Annotated in this window: 10 protein-coding genes and 1 pseudogene; 5 read left to right on the top strand and 6 right to left on the bottom strand. The window is 64.9% G+C overall.

Going from position 1 to position 21,714, the window contains the following annotated elements; all coding sequences use genetic code 11:
* Positions 1 to 140 precede the first annotated feature (140 nt).
* Together ACYQ4T_RS19940 and ACYQ4T_RS19935 are read left to right on the top strand one after the other, a co-directional pair.
* Positions 141 to 425 (top strand): hypothetical protein, encoded by a 285-nt coding sequence (locus tag ACYQ4T_RS19940; RefSeq protein WP_459857887.1) that lies wholly within the window; start codon positions 141 to 143, stop codon positions 423 to 425.
* The gene (locus ACYQ4T_RS19935) at positions 422 to 8,947 is read left to right on the top strand and encodes a GH36-type glycosyl hydrolase domain-containing protein (protein ID WP_459857885.1); all 8,526 of its coding nucleotides are present in this window, start codon (positions 422 to 424) and stop codon (positions 8,945 to 8,947) included. The genes ACYQ4T_RS19940 and ACYQ4T_RS19935 overlap by 4 nt, the downstream gene beginning before the upstream one ends.
* A 66-nt stretch (positions 8,948 to 9,013) precedes the next feature.
* Here ACYQ4T_RS19935 and ACYQ4T_RS19930 read toward each other — a convergent pair.
* A pseudogene (locus ACYQ4T_RS19930) lies at positions 9,014 to 9,217 on the bottom strand (Arm DNA-binding domain-containing protein); the annotation flags it as partial.
* Between the two features lie 272 nt (positions 9,218 to 9,489).
* On the opposite strand from ACYQ4T_RS19930, the gene ACYQ4T_RS19925 reads away from it, so the two are divergent.
* Entirely contained in the window at positions 9,490 to 10,593 is a 1,104-nt protein-coding gene (locus tag ACYQ4T_RS19925) for a fatty acid desaturase family protein (RefSeq protein WP_459857883.1), read from the top strand.
* A gap of 27 nt (positions 10,594 to 10,620) precedes the next feature.
* Here the strand turns inward: ACYQ4T_RS19925 and ACYQ4T_RS19920 are convergent, their stop codons facing one another.
* The 5 genes from ACYQ4T_RS19920 to ACYQ4T_RS19900 form a co-directional block, all read right to left on the bottom strand.
* Positions 10,621 to 12,087, bottom strand: coding sequence for a hypothetical protein (locus ACYQ4T_RS19920; protein WP_459857881.1), 1,467 nt, complete (start codon positions 12,085 to 12,087; stop codon positions 10,621 to 10,623).
* A 178-nt stretch (positions 12,088 to 12,265) separates the two neighbouring features.
* On the bottom strand, positions 12,266 to 13,153 hold the full coding sequence (locus ACYQ4T_RS19915) for an amino acid ABC transporter substrate-binding protein (protein ID WP_459857879.1): 888 nt from the start codon (positions 13,151 to 13,153) through the stop codon (positions 12,266 to 12,268).
* 15 nt (positions 13,154 to 13,168) lie between these two features.
* Complete coding sequence (gene potE / locus ACYQ4T_RS19910; RefSeq protein ID WP_459857877.1) at positions 13,169 to 14,494, bottom strand: putrescine-ornithine antiporter; 1,326 nt, start codon at positions 14,492 to 14,494, stop codon at positions 13,169 to 13,171.
* A 17-nt stretch (positions 14,495 to 14,511) separates the two neighbouring features.
* Positions 14,512 to 16,875 (bottom strand): ornithine decarboxylase, encoded by a 2,364-nt coding sequence (gene speC / locus ACYQ4T_RS19905; RefSeq protein WP_459857875.1) that lies wholly within the window; start codon positions 16,873 to 16,875, stop codon positions 14,512 to 14,514.
* Positions 16,872 to 19,127 carry an Orn/Lys/Arg family decarboxylase gene (locus tag ACYQ4T_RS19900; RefSeq protein WP_459857873.1) on the bottom strand — a complete coding sequence of 752 codons (2,256 nt, stop codon included), beginning with the start codon at positions 19,125 to 19,127 and terminating at the stop codon, positions 16,872 to 16,874. The genes speC and ACYQ4T_RS19900 overlap by 4 nt, the downstream gene beginning before the upstream one ends.
* 312 nt (positions 19,128 to 19,439) lie before the next feature.
* Between ACYQ4T_RS19900 and arcA the strand changes: the two genes are divergently transcribed.
* Positions 19,440 to 20,666 carry an arginine deiminase gene (gene arcA, locus ACYQ4T_RS19895; protein ID WP_459857871.1) on the top strand — a complete coding sequence of 409 codons (1,227 nt, stop codon included), beginning with the start codon at positions 19,440 to 19,442 and terminating at the stop codon, positions 20,664 to 20,666.
* A 41-nt stretch (positions 20,667 to 20,707) separates the two neighbouring features.
* On the top strand, positions 20,708 to 21,712 hold the full coding sequence (locus ACYQ4T_RS19890) for an ornithine carbamoyltransferase (RefSeq protein ID WP_459857869.1): 1,005 nt from the start codon (positions 20,708 to 20,710) through the stop codon (positions 21,710 to 21,712).
* Positions 21,713 to 21,714: the final 2 nt, after the last annotated feature.

Below are 21,714 nucleotides of genomic sequence, written 5' to 3'. Positions count from 1 at the left end.
TCCTTCGGATCGACCACGGATGTACTGGCGGTTCGAAATAGCGCGATGTGAGGCGCGATCGTCCCAATCGGGCGCAAAGACATAGTGGCCCCGCGCCTGATGAGGTTGCGGGGCCTTCTCTTTTCGAATGGAGCACGCAGATGCCCGATCGAAGCACTGAGACCATGGTGACATTTCGTCATCCCTTCACGCTGCGATCGTGCGACGTGGCGCTGCCGGCCGGAACCTACCGGCTGGTCGTAGACGAAGCAGAGATCCTGGGCCTGTCGTTTTCCGCCTATCGGCGCACCGCCGGCACGTTGCATACGCCGGCTGTTTCAGTGGTCGCCACGCTGCGGCAGGATTTTCCCGTTGAACCCGGCGAACTCGAGGGCGCGCTTGAGGCCGACCTCCGCGGTCCATCGGCGAGCATCGGCGGCACTTGAATCCACGATCCTTCGCAATCCTGTTCCGGAACAGCATCGGCCGTCGCACTCCGCCGGTGCCGTGGAACGATTCGACACCGGTACGCGAAGAGCTATTCAGCATTGAACGATTGGAGCAGCACGCGGAAAGCCTGGCCGCCGCCCAGCCGGTAACGGCCAAGCCTGCCAAGGTTCTTTCGCTGCATGCGCGGCTGAACGACAATGCTGCGGTGCTGCTCGCGGTCTATCGCCGAAGCGCTGCGGAGCTCGAAGCCGGGCTCGACGTCGTCCCGGCCGCCGAGTGGCTGCTCGACAACTATCACTTGGTCGAGGAGCAAATCCGCGAGATCCGTGACGACCTGCCGCCGGGCTACTATCGCCAGCTGCCGAAGCTGGCCGCCGGTCCCTTTGCCGGCTACCCTCGCGTCTTCGGCCTCGTCTGGGCCTTCGTGGCCCATACGGACAGTCATTTCAATCCCGAAACCTTGCGGCGCTACATCGCCGCCTATCAGCGCGTCCAGCCGCTCACGATCGGAGAATTGTGGGCGGTCGCGATCACGTTGCGCATCGTGCTGATCGAGAATTTGAGGCGCCTGGCGGAGCGGATTGCAGCCGGCGACGACGCGCGGGCGCAAGCCGACGCGCTCGCCGACCGCTTGCTGACGGCTGGGAACGCACGTTCCGCACTGGAGACGGATATCGCCACGCGCTCCGCAGAGCCGCTGTCGGAGCGTTTCACGGCGCAGCTCGCGAAGCGCTTGCGGGATCAGGACCCGAAGACCACGCCGGCGCTCGGCTGGCTCACGGAACGTCTCGCGCTTCAGGGCACGAATATCGACGATGTGGTGCAGCGCGTGTTGCAGCGGCAGGGTGCCGCCAATCTCACGGTGCGCAATATCATCACCAGCATGCGCCTGATTTCGGACATCGATTGGGCGACCTGGTTCGAAAGCGTGAGTCTGGTGGATGCAGAATTGGGCACCGCGAGCGGATTTGCCGCGATGGACTTCGCGACTCGGAATCTCTATCGCAGCGCCATCGAGCAGCTCGCGCGCGGATCGGCCTACTCGGAACTGGAAATCGCCGAACGCGCCTTGGAGACATCGCGCAAGACTGCGGCGGCGGAGCCGGAAGCGGCCGAACGGCGCGGAGACCCCGGCTATCATCTGATTTCCGAAGGCCGCCGACCTTTCGAGGAGAGCATCGGATTCCGGGCTCCGGTCCGGCTATCCATCACCCGCTTCAACATTCGTCTGGGCCTCGGCGGTTATGTCGGCGGGATTCTGCTGACCACCTTTGTTCTGCTCGGCTTGTCACTGTGGGCGCTGGCCGCTTCCGGCCTGCCGGTTGGCTGGTACCCGCTTTTCCTGCTTTTCGCCTTCATTCCGGCGACCGGTCCGGCGACCGCATTGGTCAATCGCGCGGTCACCTGGAGTTTCGGTGCGATTACGCTGCCCGGACTCGAACTCGCTGCGGGGGTCCCGGCATCGTTGCGCACGATGATCGCGGTGCCGACCCTGCTGACCACCGAGGATGCGGTACTGAGCCAGATCGAAGGTCTGGAAGTGCATCACCTTGCGGGTGCGGGTGGCGACCTCACCTTCGCGCTCCTCACCGATGGGCTGGACGCGGACCACGAGGTCATGGAAGGTGATGCCGTGCTGCTCGACGTCGCGGCACGGGCCATCGCCGATCTGAATGTGCGTCACGGACCCGGCCCTGGAGGTGGAAACCGGTTCCTGCTGCTCCACCGGCGGCGCATCTTCAATCCATCCGAGGACAAATGGATGGGCTGGGAGCGTAAGCGCGGCAAGCTGCATGAGCTCAATCGATTGTTGCGCGGCGCCGCCGACACCAGCTTCGTGCCGGTCGCAGGTCTCGACCCCGCGGTACCCCTCGATGTGCGCTATGTCATCACCCTCGATGGAGACACCCGCCTGCCGCGCGACGCAGCGCTGCGTCTGATCGGCAAGATGGCGCATCCGCTCAATCGGGCGATATTCGATCCGGCCGAGCAGCGGGTGGTCAATGGCTACGGCATTTTGCAGCCCCGGGTAACGCCTTCCCTGCCGATCGGCCGGGAAGGATCGCTGTATCAGCGGATTGTTTCCGGGCCCGGCGGCATTGACCCTTACGCGGCGGCCGTTTCCGACGTCTATCAAGACCTCTTCGGCGAAGGCTCCTATACCGGCAAGGGCATCTATGACGTCGACGCCTTCGAGGCCGCCCTCGCAAACCGCGTGCCGGAAAACGCCTTGCTCAGCCATGATCTCTTCGAAGGCATCTTCGCCCGCGCCGGCCTCGCATCCGACATCGAGGTGATTGAGGACTTCCCGCCCCGCTATGACGTCGCGGCACGGCGCCAGCATCGCTGGATGCGCGGCGACTGGCAGCTGCTGCCATGGATATTCGGTCGGCAGCGGGTGCCGTTGGTCGGGCGCTGGAAGATACTGGACAACCTGAAGCGCTCGCTCACCGCGCCGCTGACTTTGGCAGCACTCGGGCTGTGCTGGCTGTTTCCGATGCCGGCCGCGGCAACCGGGACCCTGCTCGTTCTCTGCAGTATCGCGCTTCCGGCGCTGCTCCCGGTGCTTTCGTCGTTGGTGCCGCGTCGTCCGGATATCCGATTCCGCAACCACCTTGGCAATCTGGCGTCCGACCTGCAGCTCGCGACCAGGCAAACGATTTTTTCGGTGGTCTTTCTGGCGGACCAGGCTTGGAGTGCAGGCGATGCCATTGCGCGCACGCTGACACGGCTGTTTTCGTCACGCCGCCACCTGCTGGAATGGACCACGGCGGCACAATCGGCCGGGCGGCCCCGCCTCGACTTCCGCGCGTCCTATCGAGCCCTGGCCGGCGGCGCGGCGCTCGGCTCCATCATTGCGGCGGGGGCGGTGGCGGTCGCGCCCTCGTCCTGGCCGCTTGCCCTTTTCTTCGGACTGACCTGGCTCGGCGCGCCCGCCCTCGCGCATTGGGCCAGCCGGGCGCCGGTGGAGGGACAACAGTTCGTCGTCTCGGATGCCGATGCGCAGGCGCTGCGTCTGATCGCGCGACGGACCTGGCGCTTCTTCGAGACGTTCGTCACTCCCGCGGAGAACATGCTCCCGCCGGACAATTTCCAGGAGGATCCAAAGCCTGTCGTTGCGCAGCGAACGTCGCCCACCAACATCGGGCTCTATCTCCTGTCGGCGATTGCCGCCCGGGATTTCGGCTGGGCTGGGACGGTCGAGACGGTAGAGCGCCTGGAAGCGACTTTCGCAACGTTGCGGCGCCTGCCGCGGTTCAAGGGCCATTTCTTCAACTGGTATGGAACGCGTGACCTTCAGGCGCTGGCGCCTGCCTATGTCTCGTCTGTGGATAGCGGCAATCTGGCCGGCCATCTGATCGCGATGGCCAATGCCTGCGAAGAATGGCGCTCCCCCGCCTTGGACGCGGCGGATCGGCGCGGGATGGCGGACGCTCTCCTTCTGGCGCGCGAAGCGATTGCCGCTCTGCCGGTCGCCACCGGGACGTCGGGGCAAGCGCTTTCCGCAATCCTGGAAAAGATCGACAAGCAACTCAGCCGCGGGCAGGCCGACGAGAGTCTGCTGCCGACTTTGATGCGGCTGAGTGCAAAAGCGACCAAGGCGGCGCACGATCTCATGCCGACGGCCACCGATGATCCGCCGGCCGACTTGATCTTCTGGGTGGATGCGCTGCGGAAATGCGTGATCGAACAAAGCCGCGACCGCCTCCAAACCGGCGGGCAGCGCGGGCAGCGGCAAGCCCTGGACGATCGATTGACGGCACTTGCCGGCGAAGCGCGCACGATGGCCTTGGCCATGGACTTCGCCTTCCTGCTCGACCCCGAGCGGAAACTGCTCTCGATCGGCTATTCGGTCGCCGATCGCCGCCTCGATCCAAGCTGCTATGATCTGCTCGCCTCGGAGGCGCGGCTCGCCAGCCTGGTTGCCATCGCCAAAGGCGACGTTTCGACCCGTCACTGGTTCCGGCTGGGCCGCGCGGCAACCCCAATCGGCAGCGGATCGGCACTGATCTCCTGGTCGGGCTCGATGTTCGAATATTTGATGCCGTCGCTGGTGATGCGCGCGCCGGTCGGCAGCCTGCTGGAGCAGACCAATCGGCTCATCGTGCGGCGGCAGGAATCCTACGGCCGTTCCTTAGGCATCCCCTGGGGTGTCTCGGAATCCGCCTACAATGCCCGCGACCTCGAGTTCACCTACCAGTATTCCAACTTCGGCGTGCCCGGGCTCGGTTTGAAGCGGGGGTTATCCGAGAACGTCGTCATCGCACCTTATGCGACCGGCCTCGCCACGATGGTCGACCCGCAGCGCGCCAGGCTCAACTATGACCGACTTTCCACCTTGGGTGCGAATGGCCGTTTCGGTTTCTATGAGGCTCTGGATTTTACCCAGGCCCGGCTTCCCGAGGGGAAAGCTGCCGTCGTCGTCCGCTGCTTCATGGCGCACCACCAGGGCATGACGATCGTCGCCATCGCCAACACGCTGAACGACGGCAAGATGCGCGACCGCTTCCACCGCGAACCGATGATCCAGGCCAGCGACTTGCTGCTCCAAGAACGGATGCCGCGGGATGTCGCCACCGCGCATCCGCGGGCGGAGGAGGTCAAGACCGCGGCCGCCAGGGACAACACGGAAGCCCCAACCGAGCGCCGCTTCGATGCCGCCACCATCTCGGGGGCGCCGGTCACGCATCTGCTTTCGAACGGGCGCTACGCCCTCATGCTCACCGCCGCAGGGGCCGGCTATAGCCGCTGGCGCGATATCGCCATAACGCGTTGGCGCGAGGATCCGACCCGCGACGACTGGGGATCGCACATTTATCTCCGAGACGCGCAGAGCGGCAACGTCTGGACCACCGGGATCCAGCCGCTCGGACGCGAGGTGGAGCGCGGCGAAGTCACTTTTGCGGAGGATCGCGGGGAGTTCTTTCGTCGCGACGGCACCCTCACGACAGCTTTGGATGTGATCGTCTCCGGCGAGGACGATGGGGAAGTACGGCGCATCTCACTCACCAACAGCGGCCGCCGCCCGCGCGAGATCGAGGTGACCTCCTACGCCGAGTTGGTTCTGACCAAACCCGCCGCCGATAATGCGCATCCTGCCTTCTCGAAACTCTTCATCGAGACCGAGTATCTTCCCGAATATGGTGCGTTGGTCGCTGCGCGCCGCCGCCGCTCGCCCGATGAGCCGCAGGTTTGGGCAGCGCATTTCGCCGTAGTCGAAGGAGACGCCGTCGGCGATCCGCAATACGAGACCGATCGGGCGCGATTTCTCGGCCGGAACCGACATGTCGCCGCGCCAGGCGCCATCGTTGGCGGCACGCCGTTGTCCGATACGGTCGGGGTCGTGCTCGATCCGATCTTCTCCCTGCGTGAGCGTATCATTGTTCCGCCGGGTGGGGTTGCGCGCATCGCCTTCTGGACTTTGGTCGCCCCCTCCAGCAGTGCACTGATCGACCTGATCGACAAGCACCACGACGCGAACGCATTCGAGCGGGCAAAGACTCTCGCCTGGACGCAAGCCCAGGTGCAGCTTCGCCATCTCAACATCAAGTCCGCCGAGGCCGCGGATTTCCAGAGCCTGGCAGCGCCGATCCTCTATTCCGATCGGCGCTTCCGGCCGCCCTCCGAGACCATCATCCGAGGTGCCGGGCCTCAGTCGGGCTTGTGGCCGCACGCCATTTCCGGCGATCTGCCGATCGTGCTGCTGCGCGTCGACGATGTCGAGGACATGGCGCAGGTCCGGCAATTGCTGCGTGCGCATGAATACTGGCGCATGAAGGGTCTTGCAGTCGATCTCGTCATCGTGAACGAGCGCGCTTCCTCCTACCTGCAGGATCTTCAGTCGGCAATCGAGGCCGCCGTGCGCAGCAGCCAATCCCGCCCGCGCTTCAACGGCGACTTGGCGCAAGGTTCGATAACCGTCCTGCGCGCCGATCTGATGACCGTCGAGGCACGGGCATTGCTGCAATCGGTGGCGCGCGTGGCGCTGGTGGCGCGGCGCGGCAGCATTGCCGAGCAGCTCGCGCGCCTGCCGAAAGCAACCGGGGAGCGCGTGCCAGACGTCGATCGCCTGATTCCGGCGGAAAGCATCATCACGCCGAGCCCCCCCGATCTAGAGTTCTTCAACGGAACCGGCGGCTTTGCGAAGGACGGTCGGGAATACGTGACGGTTCTCAACGCAGACCACACGACGCCGGCTCCCTGGATCAATGTCGTCGCCAATCCCGCCTTCGGGTTCCAGGCTTCGGCCGAGGGGTGCAGCTATAGCTGGGCGGAGAACAGCCGGGAGAATCAGCTCACGCCGTGGTCGAACGACCCGGTCGGAAATCCGACCGGCGAGGCGATCTACCTTCGCGACGAAGCGACCGGTGCGGTCTGGAGCCCGACCGCACAGCCGATCAACGATGGCGGCAGCTACGTGGCACGCCACGGTCATGGCTACAGCCGGTTCGAGCATCAGGTGAGCGGCATCGCTTCCGAGCTGCTGCAATACGTCCCGCTCGCGGATCCGATCAAGATCTCCCGTCTGACGCTCCGCAATCTTTCTGACGGCCCGCGCCGCCTCGCGATCACCGCTTACGCTGAATGGGTCCTCGGCACATCTCGTGGCGCCTCTGCTCCCTTCATCGTCACGGAGCTGGACGGCGTCAGCGGCGCCCTGTTGGCGCGCAACCCCTGGAGTGTCGCCTTTCCCGGCCGGGTCGCCTTTGCCGACCTTCGCGGCCGTCAGACCGCCTGGACGACCGACCGCGCCGCGTTTCTCGGCCGTCATGGCGGCACCGCCGCGCCGGCGGCTTTGCTCGCCGGCGCCAAGCTCTCCGGCACGCGGGGCGCCGGCCTCGACCCTTGCGCAGCGCTGCAATGCGTGGTCGAGATTCCCGCCGGCGAAACGATCGAGGTTGTGTGGTTCCTCGGGGAATGCGGCTCCGCTGAAGCCGCGCGCGCGCTGATCAACCGCTACCGCAAAACCGATCTCGATGCTGTCCTCGCGGCCGTGGAGGAGCACTGGGACGCGGTGCTCGGGACGATTCAGGTGAAAACGCCCGATCGGGCCATGGACATCCTGCTGAACGGCTGGTTGCTTTATCAGACTCTCGCCTGCCGCATCTGGGCCCGCGCGGCCTTCTACCAGGCCAGCGGTGCCTACGGGTTCCGCGATCAGTTGCAGGACGGCATGGCGCTGAGCTTCGCCTGTCCCGCGGAGACGCGGGCGCACCTCTTGCGCGCCGCCGCCCGACAGTTCATCGAAGGCGATGTGCAGCATTGGTGGCTGCCGCAAACCGGCCAGGGCGTGCGGACACGCATCTCCGACGATCGGGCCTGGCTGGCCTTCGCGACCGCCAGCTATGTTGCAACATCCGGCGACGCCGCCGTTCTGGACGAGGTCATCCCGTTTCTCGAAGGTCCCTCCCTGACGGGGGGACAACACGACGCCTTCTTCCAGCCGATGGTCTCGGACCAGTCGGGCACTCTGTTCGAGCATTGCGCCCGTGCGCTAGACCAATCCCTGTCCTTGGTCAGCGAACGCGGCCTGCCGCTGATCGGCACGGGCGACTGGAACGACGGAATGAACCGCGTCGGCGAAGGCGGCAAAGGCGAGAGTGTATGGCTCGGCTGGCTGCTGCTCCGGACCGTCGCCCTTTTTGCACCCCTCGCGGAGGACCGCGAGCCGGAGCGAGCGAGAACATGGCGTCACCAGGCGGCTTCACTGCGCGATGCCATGGAACGCGAAGCCTGGGACGGTGCCTGGTATCGGCGCGCGACCTTCGACGATGGGACATGGCTCGGATCGGAGCAAAGCGAGGAATGCCGGATCGATTCCATCGCGCAAACCTGGGCCGTCCTGTCAGGGCTCGCCGATCCTGAACGCGCCGCCACCGCAATGGCGGCCCTCGAGCGACAGCTCGTTCGCGACGACCCGGGTCTGGCGCTCTTGTTTGCGCCGCCCTTCGACGTGACGCGCAGCGATCCCGGCTACATCAAGGGCTATCCGCCCGGCATCCGCGAGAACGGCGGGCAATACAGCCATGCCGCCATGTGGGCCATCCTCGCGTTCGCCAAGCTCGGCCAGGGCGACAAGGCCCAGGCATTGTTCGGGCTGCTGAACCCGATCAATCATGCCCGCACGCCGGCGGAGCTCGAGCGCTACAAGGTCGAGCCCTATGTCATCGCGGCCGATGTCTATTCGGTGGCGCCTCATGCCGGCCGCGGCGGCTGGACCTGGTATACCGGCTCGGCCGCCTGGATGTATCGCGCCGGCATCGAAGGCATCCTCGGCATCCGCCGGGAAGGTGATTTCTTGGTTTTGAGTCCATGCATCCCGTCGGCGTGGCCGGGTTTCGAGGCGACGATCCGGGTGGAATCAAGCCGTTTGGTGATCAGTTGCACAAATCGTCCGGGCACAGGTCGCAGCGTCTGCCAGGCGGTCCTGGATGGCAGAGTAGTCGATAGCAATGATGGCAACGTGCGCATTCGCCTCGAACCGGGCGATCATCAACTCTCGGTCACGATAGGCTAGGCGATAGCCTCTCCCCCTCAGGCACTCACTCCACCCGCCTGCTTCCGTGGTCTCGAGGTCCCTGGCCTCCTCGGTCGTCAGATTCCCGTGCTTTCCAATGACCATCCGTCGCGTCCTGCCATCTGAATTTCGATACTGGATGAAGTAGGTCTTCACGCCACTCGGCTTGACCCGGGCTCCGAAGCCGCGGACTTCGCCGTCCCAGGCGAAGACATCGCGATTGAAGAGCGATGCGAGGCTATCCACAGAGCGTTTGCTGAGTTTGGCCATGATCTGTTCTTAATACTGCTTCCCCGAAAAACGGCATGAATCCGACGGGGAAGCGCTGGAGAAGCTCCAGAAAGAGAGCTTGGCTGGAGCCGAGAGAAATGAGATTCGGCGACGTCTTTGAAAATGTCAAAGCTTCGTAAGCGCTTATCGCACGTCAGCGTCCGTAGCCGAACATAAGGGAATGGCGGCTCGGTTCGAATCCCTTCGCCCGCTCCAGTTTTCAAGTTCCTGCGTAGAGCCCTAAACTCACTGCCGCACTGCCGGGAGCCTTGATGCACACGCGCGACTACAGCCTGACCGGACCGGATGGCGCACTGGCCGTCGAGCGTGGCCTCGCCTCCGCCGCCTGGTATCACAGCGACATCCCCCGCAAGACCATGAAGGCGCTGATGCAGCGCTCGGACCAGCCGGCGCTCCGCGACACCGCGATCTGGCTGGGCGCCATGGTCGTGTTCGGCGGGCTGGGTGCCTGGTCCTGGGGCACCTGGTGGTGCCTGCCGTGTTTCGCCGCCTATGGCGTGTTCTACGGCTCGGCCTCGGACAGCCGCTGGCATGAATGCGGCCACGGCACCGCCTTTCGCACCGGCTGGATGAACGACGCGGTCTATCAGCTCGCCTGCTTCATGATCATGCGCAGTCCCGTAACCTGGCGCTGGAGCCACAGCCGGCACCACACCGACACGGTCATTGTCGGCCGCGACCCGGAGATCGTGATGATGCGGCCGGCCAAGGTCCTGCGCATCCTCGGCAACTTCTTCGGCGTCTTCGACGTGCTGCAGGCGTTGCGGCTGATGCTGCTGAATGCCGGCGGACGGCTCGACCCGCAGGAAGCGCTCTATATTCCCGAGAGCGAGCGCCGTCGCGTCTTCCGTGTGGCGCGGGTCTGGTGCCTGATTTACGCGGCGACCGCTGCCGCCGCGCTCTATCTGCAGTCGATCCTGCCCTTCGTGCTGATCGGCCTGCCGCGGCTCTACGGCTGCTGGCACATGGTGCTGGTCGGAATCCTGCAACATGGAGGGCTGGCCGAGAACGTGCTCGACCACCGGCTGAACAGCCGCACCGTCATGCTCAATCCGATCTCGCGCTTCATCTACTGGAACATGAACTATCACGTCGAGCACCACATGTTCCCGATGGTGCCCTATCACGCGCTGCCGAAGCTGCACGCCCTGTTGCGCGACGATCTGCCGGCGCCGACGCCGAACCTGTGGCAAGGCTACAAGGAGGTGATCCGGGCGGTGCGGATCCAGCGGCGCAATCCCGACTGGTTCATCAAGCGGGCGCTGCCGCCGACCGCCAAGCCCTACCGGCCGGAGTTCCACGGCGACATCGAGCCGCGGATGGCCGATCCCGTGACCGGCCGGGCCGCGGCCTGAGACCGCCGCGGCCCGGGGATCGATGCTCTACGGATTCGTGACGCCCGGCTGGGTCAGAATGGCGGGGTTGAACGTGCCGGTCTTGATCACCGAATTGGGCGCGGCTCCGGCACTGCCCGGCTCGGTGGTCGCGCCGGCAACGCCGCCCGGACCGATGTTGGTGCCGGTGGCCACGTTGGCATCCGGCGGGAAGATGTAGAACGCATTGAAGGTCAGGGCATAGATATGCCCGAGCGGTCCGACCGCGGGTTGCTGTCGCCCGCCGAGGTCCCATTCATAGCTCGCCACCAGCGAGAGATCGTCCAGCCGGTAGGTGGCCAGGCGGCTCATCTCCGCGCTGTAGATATAGCTCCGGGTGGCGGTGGGCGAATCGTAGGTCGAATTCGACACCAAAGGTCCGCCGCCCGCTTCCTGCAGTTCGTTGCCGGAGGCGTGCAGCACGCGGCCGTTCGGGAGCACGGCCGGCGGGGCGCGCCCCGGGTCACCGCTGAGCTTGCGCAGCTGGTCCGTGCCGTCGGTCTGCAGGACCAGGACGTCGTGCAGGCGGTTGAACAGGACGGCGCCGTTCAGCGCCACGACCGGCGCGGAGACCGCCGGATCCTTCCCGCCCTGCTGCCAGCGCTCGATCTCGGTGAAGCCGTCGCCATAGCGGCCGGTGAAACGATAACGCGCCACCGATCCCATCTCGTCGTTGACCACGACGATCGAGGGATCGAGGCCGTCGCCATGCGGAACGGCGACCGCGTGCATCGGCCGCTGGTAATGCGGAATGCCATCGGGCTCGAGGTTGATGAAGAAATGGTAGCCGTAGCGCAGATCGGCGGTTTCCATCGTCCCATGCGTGTCGGCGACCTTCACCTGACCTTCGACCACGCCGAAGCGGTTGTAGGCCATGAGCCAGAGCTCCTGGTAGTAGCCTCCGCCCGGGAAAATGTACTGGATCGGGAACACCACCGACTCAAAGCCGCCGGGATCGCGCACGATGTTGAGCGGTGCGGTGCTGATGCCGCCGGTGCCGCGCCGCGGCAGCGTGATCTGGAACAGCAGCGTCCCGCCGTCGGCAAAGCCCAACAGCTGGCTCTCGATGCGCTTTTCCGTCGTGCTGCTGCGGTGATCGTTCACGATGCGCGAGGCCAGAACGAAGAGCTCGCCGCGGCTGGTAACGGCGGGAGTCGAGCGGACCGACCACTCGTAAGGCAGCTGGAAACTCCACCAGGGCGTCCCGTCCGACCGCAGCGCGATGATGTTGCCTTCGCGGGTGGCGAGGAAGACATTGCCCTGAGCCGAGATGATCGGCGTCATGCCGTCGGCGAAAGTGCCGAGCGCATTCATGACCTTCACCGGCGTCGCTGCGGGGGCCGTCACCACGTTCTGATAGCTGGTGTTGGCGGGATTGCCATGCGCCACCGGCCAGCCATCGGCCGTGGCGCCTGCCGCGCCGAGCATGAGCGCTGTGATGAAGGCCATTGCACGGGAGAGGAGAACCAAGGCCACTCTGAGAGATCGATGCATAGCACGCCTCCATGGATCGCAACCTGGATGGCCATAGGGTAGCGGGTGGGTGGAGACGGCAAGGAATCAAAGCCGCCTTCGTGAGGATCGTCACGACGGCGCACTGCGATTGCAGACCCCTGTGTGTGGCCCGCGGAAAATGCTGAAGAGCCTGAGGCCCTCAGTCCGGCAAGGCCGCGGCGCGGAAGTAGTCGAATGCGGCTTCGTCCGGCTCGCCGAACCACTTGCGATAGATGTCGCGGAAGCGGTTCGAGCGGTAGAGGTGGCTCAGGCTCCGGTCCACGGACAGCCGGAAGTCCTCGTCATTGCGGTCGAGCGGCAACGCCACCGGCTCGGTGGTGAAGATCCGGTCGATCACCAGGAGATTGGCCGCCTCCGGGCTGGAATGGGCGGACTCGACCAGGATCGAGCGGTCGCCCAGCAGCACGTCGGCGCTGCGGTCGGCGACGGCCGCGACCCCCGCTTGAAAGGACTCGACCTCCGTCACCTTGGCGGAGATCTGCAGCTTGCGCAGCGCGCCCTTCAGGATCTCCTCGCTGGTCGTGCCCTTGATCACGGCGAAGGTCTTCTGGTCCAGGATGCGGGCGGGCGAGCCGCGCCAGACGGGACCAGCCGGGTCGCCGTTCAGCACCTGGCGCAGCTGGACCGGCGCGTCGGCACGCACCATCACGCCCAGCCCGCTGCGGAAGATCGGGATGGAGAACGAGACTTCCTTGCGGCGCGACAGCGTTTCCGTCGCACCGCAGAGGATATCGACCTTGCCCTCGGCCACCGCGGCGTAGGGATTGTCGGCGGCGACCGGCGCCCATTCGACCGGCACCTGCAGATCGTCGGCCACCGCCTGGCAGACATCGATGACATAGCCGGCCGGCTGGCCCTGCTCGTTCTTGAAGGAGAAGGGCGCGGCGCCGTCGCGATAGCCGATCACGATCTTGCCGGCCGCCTTGATGCGGTCGGCGACCGGGCCGGCCCCGGCCGGGGCGGAAGCCGCCGCCGCGGTGAGCGCGCCGGCGACGAGGGCGATCGCCAAGGAGATTCGGATCATCATGCTGTCCTCCCTGCGTCAGGCCGCCACGGCGGACGCAGTCCGCGGGCCGGTGAAGCGCGGTGCGATGAAGCCCCAGATCAGGAAGCAGAGTGCCGTGACCAGCATGCCACCCAGCACCGCGTCCTTGCCCGAGGCATAGAGCGCATAGACGCTGTAGAGCATGGCCACCACGGTCACGACCGTGTTGATCTGGAACTTCGCTCCGGTGACGCCGGCAGCCTTCATCATCACGAACAGGGCCGAAAGCGCGATAATGTAGGGAATGACGTTGGTCACCACCGCGAGATTGACGAGCGCCGAGAACTGCTCGCTCAAGGTCGGCGAGATGGTCGAGAGCGCGAGCAGGGTCTGCAGCACGCCCAGCACGATCATGCCCACGACCGGCGCGCCCATGCCGTTCAGCCGGCAGAAGAAGGCCGGGAACATTCGCTCTTCGGCGGCGGATTTGGCGGTCATGGCGATCGTGAACTGCCAGCCGAGCAGCGAGCCGACGCAGGCCATCACCGCAAGCGCCATGATGATCTTGCCGACGACCGGGTTGAAGGCCTGCGCATAGGCGAGGGCGAAGGGTGCGTTGGAGGCAGCGAGTTCCGCGTTCGGGACGATGCCCTGGATCACGGTGGTGGAGAGCACGTAGACCACGCCGGCGCCAAGCGTGCCGAACATGCAGGCCAGCGGCACATCGCGTTTCGGATTCTCGACCGCATCGGAGTTCTGCGCCGCGGATTCCATGCCGAGGAAGGCCCAGAGCGTCAGCGAGATGCTAGACCCCATGCCTTGCCCTAGGCTGAGGCCCTGCGGATTCCAGGCCGCAGCGAAGGTCTCCGAGCTGAACCAGAACCAGCCGAGGAAGGACAGGAGACCGACCGGGATGATAACGCCCCAGACCGTGATCGAGCCGATCTTTCCGGTGATCGATGGGCCGCCGAAGTTGGCGGCGGAGGTGATCCAGACCAGCGCGATCACGCCGATGCAGGTCGCGATCGGTGCCGAGGAGAGCCAGGGAATGAACGAGGACAGGTAGCCGACCGCCGAGATCGCGATCGCGACATTGCCGATCGCCAGCGACAGGAAATAAAGGAAGAAGGTCAGGAAGTAGCCCGACTTGCCGTAGGCCTCCTCCGCATAGGCGGCCATGCCGCCGGCCCGCTGGTTCAAGAGGCCGGCCTGGGCGAAGCCGTAGGCGATCGCCATCGAGCCCAAGGCGGTCACGATCCAGGAGAGCAGCGAGATGCCCCCGACCTGCGCCATGTTGGCGGGCAGCATGATGATGCCCGAGCCCATCATGTTCACAGCCACGATGAACGTGAGCTGCATCAGGTTCATCTTCTTTTTCGGCATGACTCTCCCCCTCGCCGCTATTCGCGGACCACGTAGGTGTGGAACTTGATCTGGCCGTCGATTCGCTCCTGGTACACACCCTGGACTTCGTAGTTGAAGCCGGGGAAGCGGTTGAAGGATTCCTGGAAGGCGTTGAAGTATTCGAGCATCGGCTGGGCGCGATCGTCCCAGCGCTCGCCGGGAACAATGACGCCGATTCCCGGCGGGTAGATCAGGGCCAGGGTCGCGGCGACGCGGCCCTTGACCTCGGTCATCGGCACGTAGTCGACCTCGTTGGCGACCAGCGCCTCATAGGCCTGCTCCGAGGACATGGCCAGCTCCGGGAAGCTCTCGGCCCGGAAGCAGCGCTTCTGCAGCTCCTTGATGTCCGCCTGGCGATAGAAGTCGTGCATCTCCTTGCAGACCTTGCGGATCGTGTAGCCGGCATAGCGCGCGCTGTGCGCCGCGTAGAGCGTCGGCAATACGTCGGCCAGCGGCGCATCGGCGTCCCAGAGATTCTTAAACTTGACGAGCCGGGCGATCAGCGTGTTGAGCTTGCTTTCGTCCTCGGCCGGCGTCATCAGAAAGAGGATGCTGTTGAGATCGCACTTCTCCGGCACGATCCGCTGCTCGCGGAGATAATTGGCGACCACCGTGGCCGGCACACCGAAGTCGAGGTACCCGCCGGTCTGGCGGTCGATGCCCGGCGTGAGCAGCATGAGCTTGTTGGGATCGACCATGGCATAGCCTTCGGCGCCGATCGCATAGCCGTGCCAGTTGCTGTGCGGCTTGAAGTTCCAGCATTGCTGCTCGTGCTTGATGACTTCGGTCGGCAGGCTTTCCCAGGCGGCGCCGGTCACGTCGCCCGTGAACTTCGAGCCGCGGATCGTGACCTTGTCCGGGACGAAGGGATCGAAGAACCACTTCTCCTCGGGCCCCCAGCCGGCCTTCTCGTAGCGGGCCACGATCTCGCGCAGCTTCTTGCGGACCTCGATGCCGAGCGCGATGCAGCGGTCCCACATCATCTCGCCGGCCTTGCCCTTGTGGATCTCGGCATTGACGTCCAATGAGGCGAACAGCGGGTAGAACGGCGAGGTCGAGGCGTTCATCAGGAAGGACTCGTTGAAGCGCTTGTGGTTGACGGCGCGCTTCTGGTCCTGGATGTGGTTGTCCTTCTTGTGGATCTGCGAGGCCTGGGAGAAGCCGGCACCCTGTTTGTGCACCGACTGGGTCGAGAACAGCCCTGGCATGTCCGGCGTCAGGTTCTCCAGCCGCATCGGGCTGTGGCCTTCGAACAGCGGATGGAAGGCGTTGTAGCCGATCCAGGCCTCGTCCCAGAGCACGTAGTCGCAGAGCCGGCCGATCCGCTCCAGCACCTTCCGGACGTTGTAGATGGTGCCGTCATAGGTGCAGAGCTGGATGCAAGCCAGGCGGAACGGCCGCTCCCGGTCGGCGAGGCTCTTGTCCTTGACCAGCGGGTTCGCCCGGATCCGATCGCGCAGAGCCTGCTCGTCCCACGCTTCCCAATCGACCGGGCCGATCATGCCGAAGGGGTTGCGCGCGGTCGGCAGGAAGACCGGGATGGCGCCCGCTTGCACCAACGCGCCCTGGTGCATCGACTTGTGATTGTTGCGGTCGAACAGCACCAGGTCGCCGCGCTTCAGCACCGCATTGGTGACGACCTTGTTGGAGGTGCTGGTGCCGTTCAGCACGAAATAGGTCCGGTCGGCGCCGAAGACCTGCGCCGCATGCTTCTGCGCTTCGGCCGCGGGGCCTTCATGGATCAGCAGATCGCCGAGATCGACATCGGCGTTGCAGAGATCGTTGCGGAAGATGCTCTCGCCGAAATACTTGAAGAACAGCTGGCCGGCCGGGGATTTCAGATAGAACTGCCCGCCCTGATGCCCCGGACAGTCGAAGGCGATGTTGGCCTCGGAATCATAGGCCAGCAGCCCGCCGAAGAACGGCGGGATGAGCTTCATTCCGTATTGAACGACGCTTGCCACCACCTGCTTGGCATAGAAGACCGGGGTCTGCTGGCCGAGATAGATGTAGCCCTCGACCTCGCCGACCATGGCGACGATGCTCAAGTCCGCGATCTGGTGCGAGTCGGCGAGCGCCCAAAGCGGCGTCCCGAAGCCGAGCGCCCGGATCGCACGGGCCATGGCGCGGGCCGGCTCCCGCCAGTCGCCGTCGATCAAGGCGATATAGGCACCGACATCCGTATCCTCATCGAGGTCGTGATCGAAATGGTCTCTGATCTCGACTTCGTAGTTCTGAGCCGCGATCTGGTCCAGGAGCTCCTTAGTCTGCGGATTGTTCCGATCGACAACCGCCACGACCTTCAGGAATTTGTTGAAGGGGATCGGGATGGTCGGCGAGCGGACCGAGCGCGGGATCATCGCCCCTTCTCCGTGAGGCAATCGACCAGGTAGCGCCGGCCCTTGGGCGAAGGCTCGAAGCGGAGCCCGTGGATATCGGTCTCGAAGCCCGGGAACTTCTCGTCGAACTCGCGGGCATAGAGCAGGTAGTCCTGGATCGACTTGGTCTGCTTGGTCAGGCGCTCGCCGGTCATGATCACCGGGATGCCCGGCGGATAGGGCACCACCATGACGCCGAGAGTGCGGCCCATCAGATGATCGATCTCAACGCTCTCGACCTTGCCGCGAACGAAGCGCTCATAGGCATCGGCCGGCCGCAGCGCCATCTCCGGCAGCGCCGTGTACATGGCGCGCTGGGCCTGCGGCACCTTGTCGGCGCGGTACACCTTGTGCATCGCGTCGCAGAGATCCTTGAGGCCCATCTTGGCGTAGAAGTCGCCATGGGCGGCGAGGCTGGGGATCGCCGTGGCGACCGGCGCGTTGGCGTCGTAGAGCTCCTTGAAGTTCAGGAGCTCGGTCACCAGGGTGCTCCACTTGCCCTTGGTGATGCCCATGGAGAAGAGGACCAGGAAGGAATAGAGGCCGGTCTTCTCGATCTCGATCCGCCGCCCGGAGAGGAAGCGCACGACGATCGCCGCGGGAATGCCTTGGGCCTGCATCGCGCCGTCGGCCGACAGGCCCGGTGACAGGATGGTCACCTTGATCGGATCGACCATGCAGTGATTCGCGGCGAGGCCTTCGAAGCCGTGCCATTTGTCGCCGGGCTTCAGGGTCCAGGCGGCAGTATCGGCGACCGGCTTCTTGGCCATCGCGTCCGGCTGCCAGACGTCGAACCACCAGGAACCCTTGAGCTGGGTCTTCGCCGCGGTCATGGCGCGCCGGAAGCCCAGCGCCTCGTCGATGGTCTCCTGCACCAGCGCGCGGCCGGCCGGCTGCTCCATCATCGCCGCGGCGACATCGCAGGAGGCGATGATGCCGTATTGCGGCGAGGTCGAGGTATGCATCATGAAGGATTCGTTGAATCGCGCCATGTCCAGCGTCGCGGTCTCCGCGTTCTGGACATGGATCATCGAGGCCTGGGACAGCGCCGCCAGCAGCTTGTGCGTGGACTGCGTCGCGAAGGTGATCGCGTGCTCGGACCGCTCCGGCTTCGACGACGAGATGCCGTGGAAGCCGTCGTAAAACTCGTGGAAGTTCGCGTAGGCGTACCAGGCTTCGTCGAAATGCAGGATATCGACCGACTTGCCGAGCGACTTCTTGATGCCGTCGACATTGTAGCAAAGTCCGTCATAGGTCGAGTTGGTCATGACCATGAGGCGGACCTTGCCGCTGGTCCCCTTGGCGAAGGGACTGGCGGCGATCTTCTTGGCGATCGATTGCGGGGTGAACTGGTCGCGGGAAATCGGCCCGATGATGCCGAGCCCGTTGCGCGAGGGGATGAGATAGATCGGCGTTGCCCCGGTCATCACCAGGGAATGCAGGATCGACTTGTGGCAATTGCGGTCGCAGAGCACCAGGTCGCCGCGCGAGACCGTGCCGTGCCAGACGATCTTGTTGGCGGTGGAGGTTCCACCCACGACGAACAGGGTTGAATCCGTGCCGAAGATGCGCGAGGTGTTGCGTTCGCCGGCCGCGATCGGCCCGGTATGGTCGAGCAGCGAGCCCACCGACCCGACCGACACGGAGATATCCGACCGCAGCGTGTTCTCGCCGAAGAACTCATAGAACAGCCGCCCGACCGGGCTTTTCCGGAAGGCGATGCCGCCGCCATGGCCCGGGGTGTGCCAGGAATAGCTGGCATTCAGGGTGTATTCCATCAGCGACCTGAACATCGGCGGCGCCAGGCCGTCGATGTAAACCTTGGCGGCGCGCGCGATCGCCCGGGCGATGAACTCGTCGGAATCTTCGAACAGACGCATGAAGGCGTTGGCATGTTTCAACACCCGCGTCGGCACGACCTCGGCGGTGCGGTTGTCGCCGAACAGGAAGATCGGCAGCCTGGTGTTGCGGTTCCGCTTGGCGGCGAGGATTTCCTCGAGCTGGTCCCACTGCTTCGGATTGTCCTCGAGGCCGTCCACCGAGACGATCCAGCAGGCCTCGTTGTTGAAGACGTTCACGAGTTGGTAGGCATCGGCATAGCTCAAGCCGGAGACGACGCGGATGCCTTCGGCCTCAATCGCCTTTGCGAGGCGTCGCATGCCGCGTCCGGCCGCGGTCTCGCCTTCGAAATCCTCGTCGATGATGGCGATGGGAAAGGCCTGAAACAGTTCCATGGACGTCCCTTCGTGATGGCTGCATGCAACGAGGGCGTCGCGACGCCCCGGTCACGCCTCCGACTCCGTAGCCGCCATCCTGCGGGAAGGCTGCGCGGGGTCAATTTGGCCCAAAGGCCATGGGCCGCGAGGCCGGGTCGCATTTGTGCGCTGGCATCGCGGCATTGCGTTCGGTCAAAGCGCCGGATTCGCCGATTGGACTAAGGTCCAAATAGCCCCGAGGGCAAAGGCAAAGGCATTTCAAGGAGATCGGGGCGAGGCCGGCGCACCGCAGAAGGCGCGAAGCGCGGCTTCAGCGATTGGGAGGACTTGATGCCGAAGTTCGGGGTTCATTCGGAAGTCGGCAAGCTCAAGACGGTCATGGTCTGCCGGCCGTCGGTCGCGCATGAGCGCCTGACGCCGGGCAACTGCAAGGACCTGCTGTTCGACGACGTGATCTGGGTCACCGAGGCGCGGAAGGACCATTACGACTTCGTACAGAAGATGCAGGAGCGCGGCGTCGAGGTGCTGGAGCTCGCCGATCTCCTCACTGACATCATGGCCATCCCCGAGGCCCGGAAATTCGTCCTCGATCGCCGGATCACCGAAAATTCGCTGGGCGTCATGGGTTGCGCCGTGATGCGGCCCTGGCTTGACGAGGTGCCGGCCAAGCAGCTGGCCGACTTCCTGATCGGCGGAATTGCGATCTCCGACCTGCCGGACAGCCGGCACAAGTCGATGCAGAAGGCGGCCTTCGGCGAGATCGACTTCATCATGCCGCCGATCCCGAACACCTTGTTCCAGCGCGACCCGTCCTGCTGGATCTACAACGGCGTCACCGTCAATCCGATGTACTGGCCGGCCCGCAAGCCGGAGACCCTGCTGCAGCGCGCGATCTACAAGTTCCATCCGTTCTTCCAACAGGAAGAGGTCAAGATCTGGTGGGGCGATTCCGACGAGAACTTCGACCGGGCGACGCTGGAAGGCGGCGACGTCATGCCGATCGGCAACGGCACCGTGCTGGTCGGCATGGGCGAGCGCAGCACGCACCAGGCGGTCGGCCTGGTCGCGCGCGCGCTGTTCAAGCAGAAGGCCGCGACCCGCGTCATCGGCTGCCTGATGCCGAAGAGCCGCGCAGCGATGCATCTCGACACCGTGTTCACTTTCTGCGACCGCGATCTCGTGACTTATTTCCAGGAGGTGGCGGACCAGGTTCGCTGCTACAGCGTCTATCCGGCCAACGACGAGGGAAGCATCGAGGTGCGGCCCGATTCCGGGCACCTGCTCGACGTGGTCGCCGGCGCGCTCGGCCTGAAGAAGCTGCGCACCGTCGCCACCGGCGGCGACGCCTACGAGTCGCAGCGCGAGCAGTGGGACGACGGCAACAACGTGGTGGCGCTGGAGCCGGGCGTGGTCGTCGCCTACGATCGCAACACCCACACCAACACGCTGCTGCGCAAGGCCGGCGTCGAGGTCGTCACCGTGCGTGGCGCCGAGCTCGGCCGCGGCCGGGGCGGCGGCCATTGCATGACCTGCCCGATCTCGCGCGATCCGGCCTGACGCTGCTCGATTTGACCCAGTCACCCTGAAGGGAGAATCCGATGGGCTTCAATCTCCGCAACCGGTCGCTGATGACCGTGCAGGACTATACGCCGCGGGAGTTCCAGTATCTCCTGGATCTCGCCCGAGACCTGAAGCGGGCAAAGTATGCGCGGACCGAGCAGAAGCACCTGACCGACAAGGATATCTGCCTCATCTTCGAGAAGACCTCGACCCGCACCCGCTGCGCCTTCGAGGTGGCCTGCCACGACCAGGGCGCACATGTGACCTACCTGGATCCCGCCGGCTCGCAGATCGGCCACAAGGAATCCTTCAAGGACACGGCGCGAGTCCTGGGGCGCATGTATGATGCGATCGAATATCGCGGCTCGGCCCAGGCCGGCGTCGAGGAGCTGCGGAAGTATGCCGGCGTGCCGGTCTATAACGGCCTGACCGACGAATATCACCCGACCCAGATGCTGGCCGATGTCATGACCATGCGCGAGCACAGCGACAAGCCGATCAGCCAGATCAAATACGCCTATGTCGGCGATACCCGATCCAACATGGGGCATTCGCTGATGATCGTCGGCTGCCTGATGGGCATGGACGTGCGCCTGGCCGGACCGAAATCGCTCTGGCCCTCGGCGGAATACCAGAAGATCGCGAAGGATCTTGCGGCCAAGTCGGGCGCGAAGCTCACCATAACCGCGGACGTCAAGGCCGCGGTCAAGGGTGTCGATTTCATCCACACCGACGTCTGGGTCTCTATGGGCGAGCCCAAGGAAGTCTGGAAGGAGCGCATCAAGCTGCTGACGCCCTACCAGGTGAACCCGAAGCTGATGAAGGCCAGCGGCAATCCGCAGGTCAAGTTCATGCACTGCCTGCCTGCGTTCCACGACACCGAGACCACCATGGGCAAGCAGATCGCCAAGGATTACGGCATGAAGAACGGGCTCGAGGTGACCAACGACGTCTTCGAATCAGAGGCGAACATCGCCTTTGAGCAGGCCGAGAACCGCCTGCACACGATCAAGGCGCTTCTGGTCGCGACGTTGGGAGACTGATA

This window comes from Dongia sp. agr-C8, assembly GCF_054658695.1.
The sequence above is the reverse complement of the archived record's forward strand: the minus strand, read 5'-3'. Positions and strand labels throughout refer to the sequence as shown.

Excerpts from the sequence above, each read along its gene's own strand:
- ACYQ4T_RS19940 (WP_459857887.1), top strand. The coding sequence starts at position 141 with ATGCCCGATCGAAGCACTGAGACCATGGTGACATTTCGTCATCCCTTC.
- ACYQ4T_RS19925 (WP_459857883.1), top strand. The coding sequence starts at position 9,490 with ATGCACACGCGCGACTACAGCCTGACCGGACCGGATGGCGCACTGGCC.
- ACYQ4T_RS19915 (WP_459857879.1), bottom strand. The coding sequence starts at position 13,153 with ATGATGATCCGAATCTCCTTGGCGATCGCCCTCGTCGCCGGCGCGCTC.
- potE (WP_459857877.1), bottom strand. The coding sequence starts at position 14,494 with ATGCCGAAAAAGAAGATGAACCTGATGCAGCTCACGTTCATCGTGGCT.
- speC (WP_459857875.1), bottom strand. The coding sequence starts at position 16,875 with ATGATCCCGCGCTCGGTCCGCTCGCCGACCATCCCGATCCCCTTCAAC.
- ACYQ4T_RS19900 (WP_459857873.1), bottom strand. The coding sequence starts at position 19,127 with ATGGAACTGTTTCAGGCCTTTCCCATCGCCATCATCGACGAGGATTTC.
- arcA (WP_459857871.1), top strand. The coding sequence starts at position 19,440 with ATGCCGAAGTTCGGGGTTCATTCGGAAGTCGGCAAGCTCAAGACGGTC.
- ACYQ4T_RS19890 (WP_459857869.1), top strand. The coding sequence starts at position 20,708 with ATGGGCTTCAATCTCCGCAACCGGTCGCTGATGACCGTGCAGGACTAT.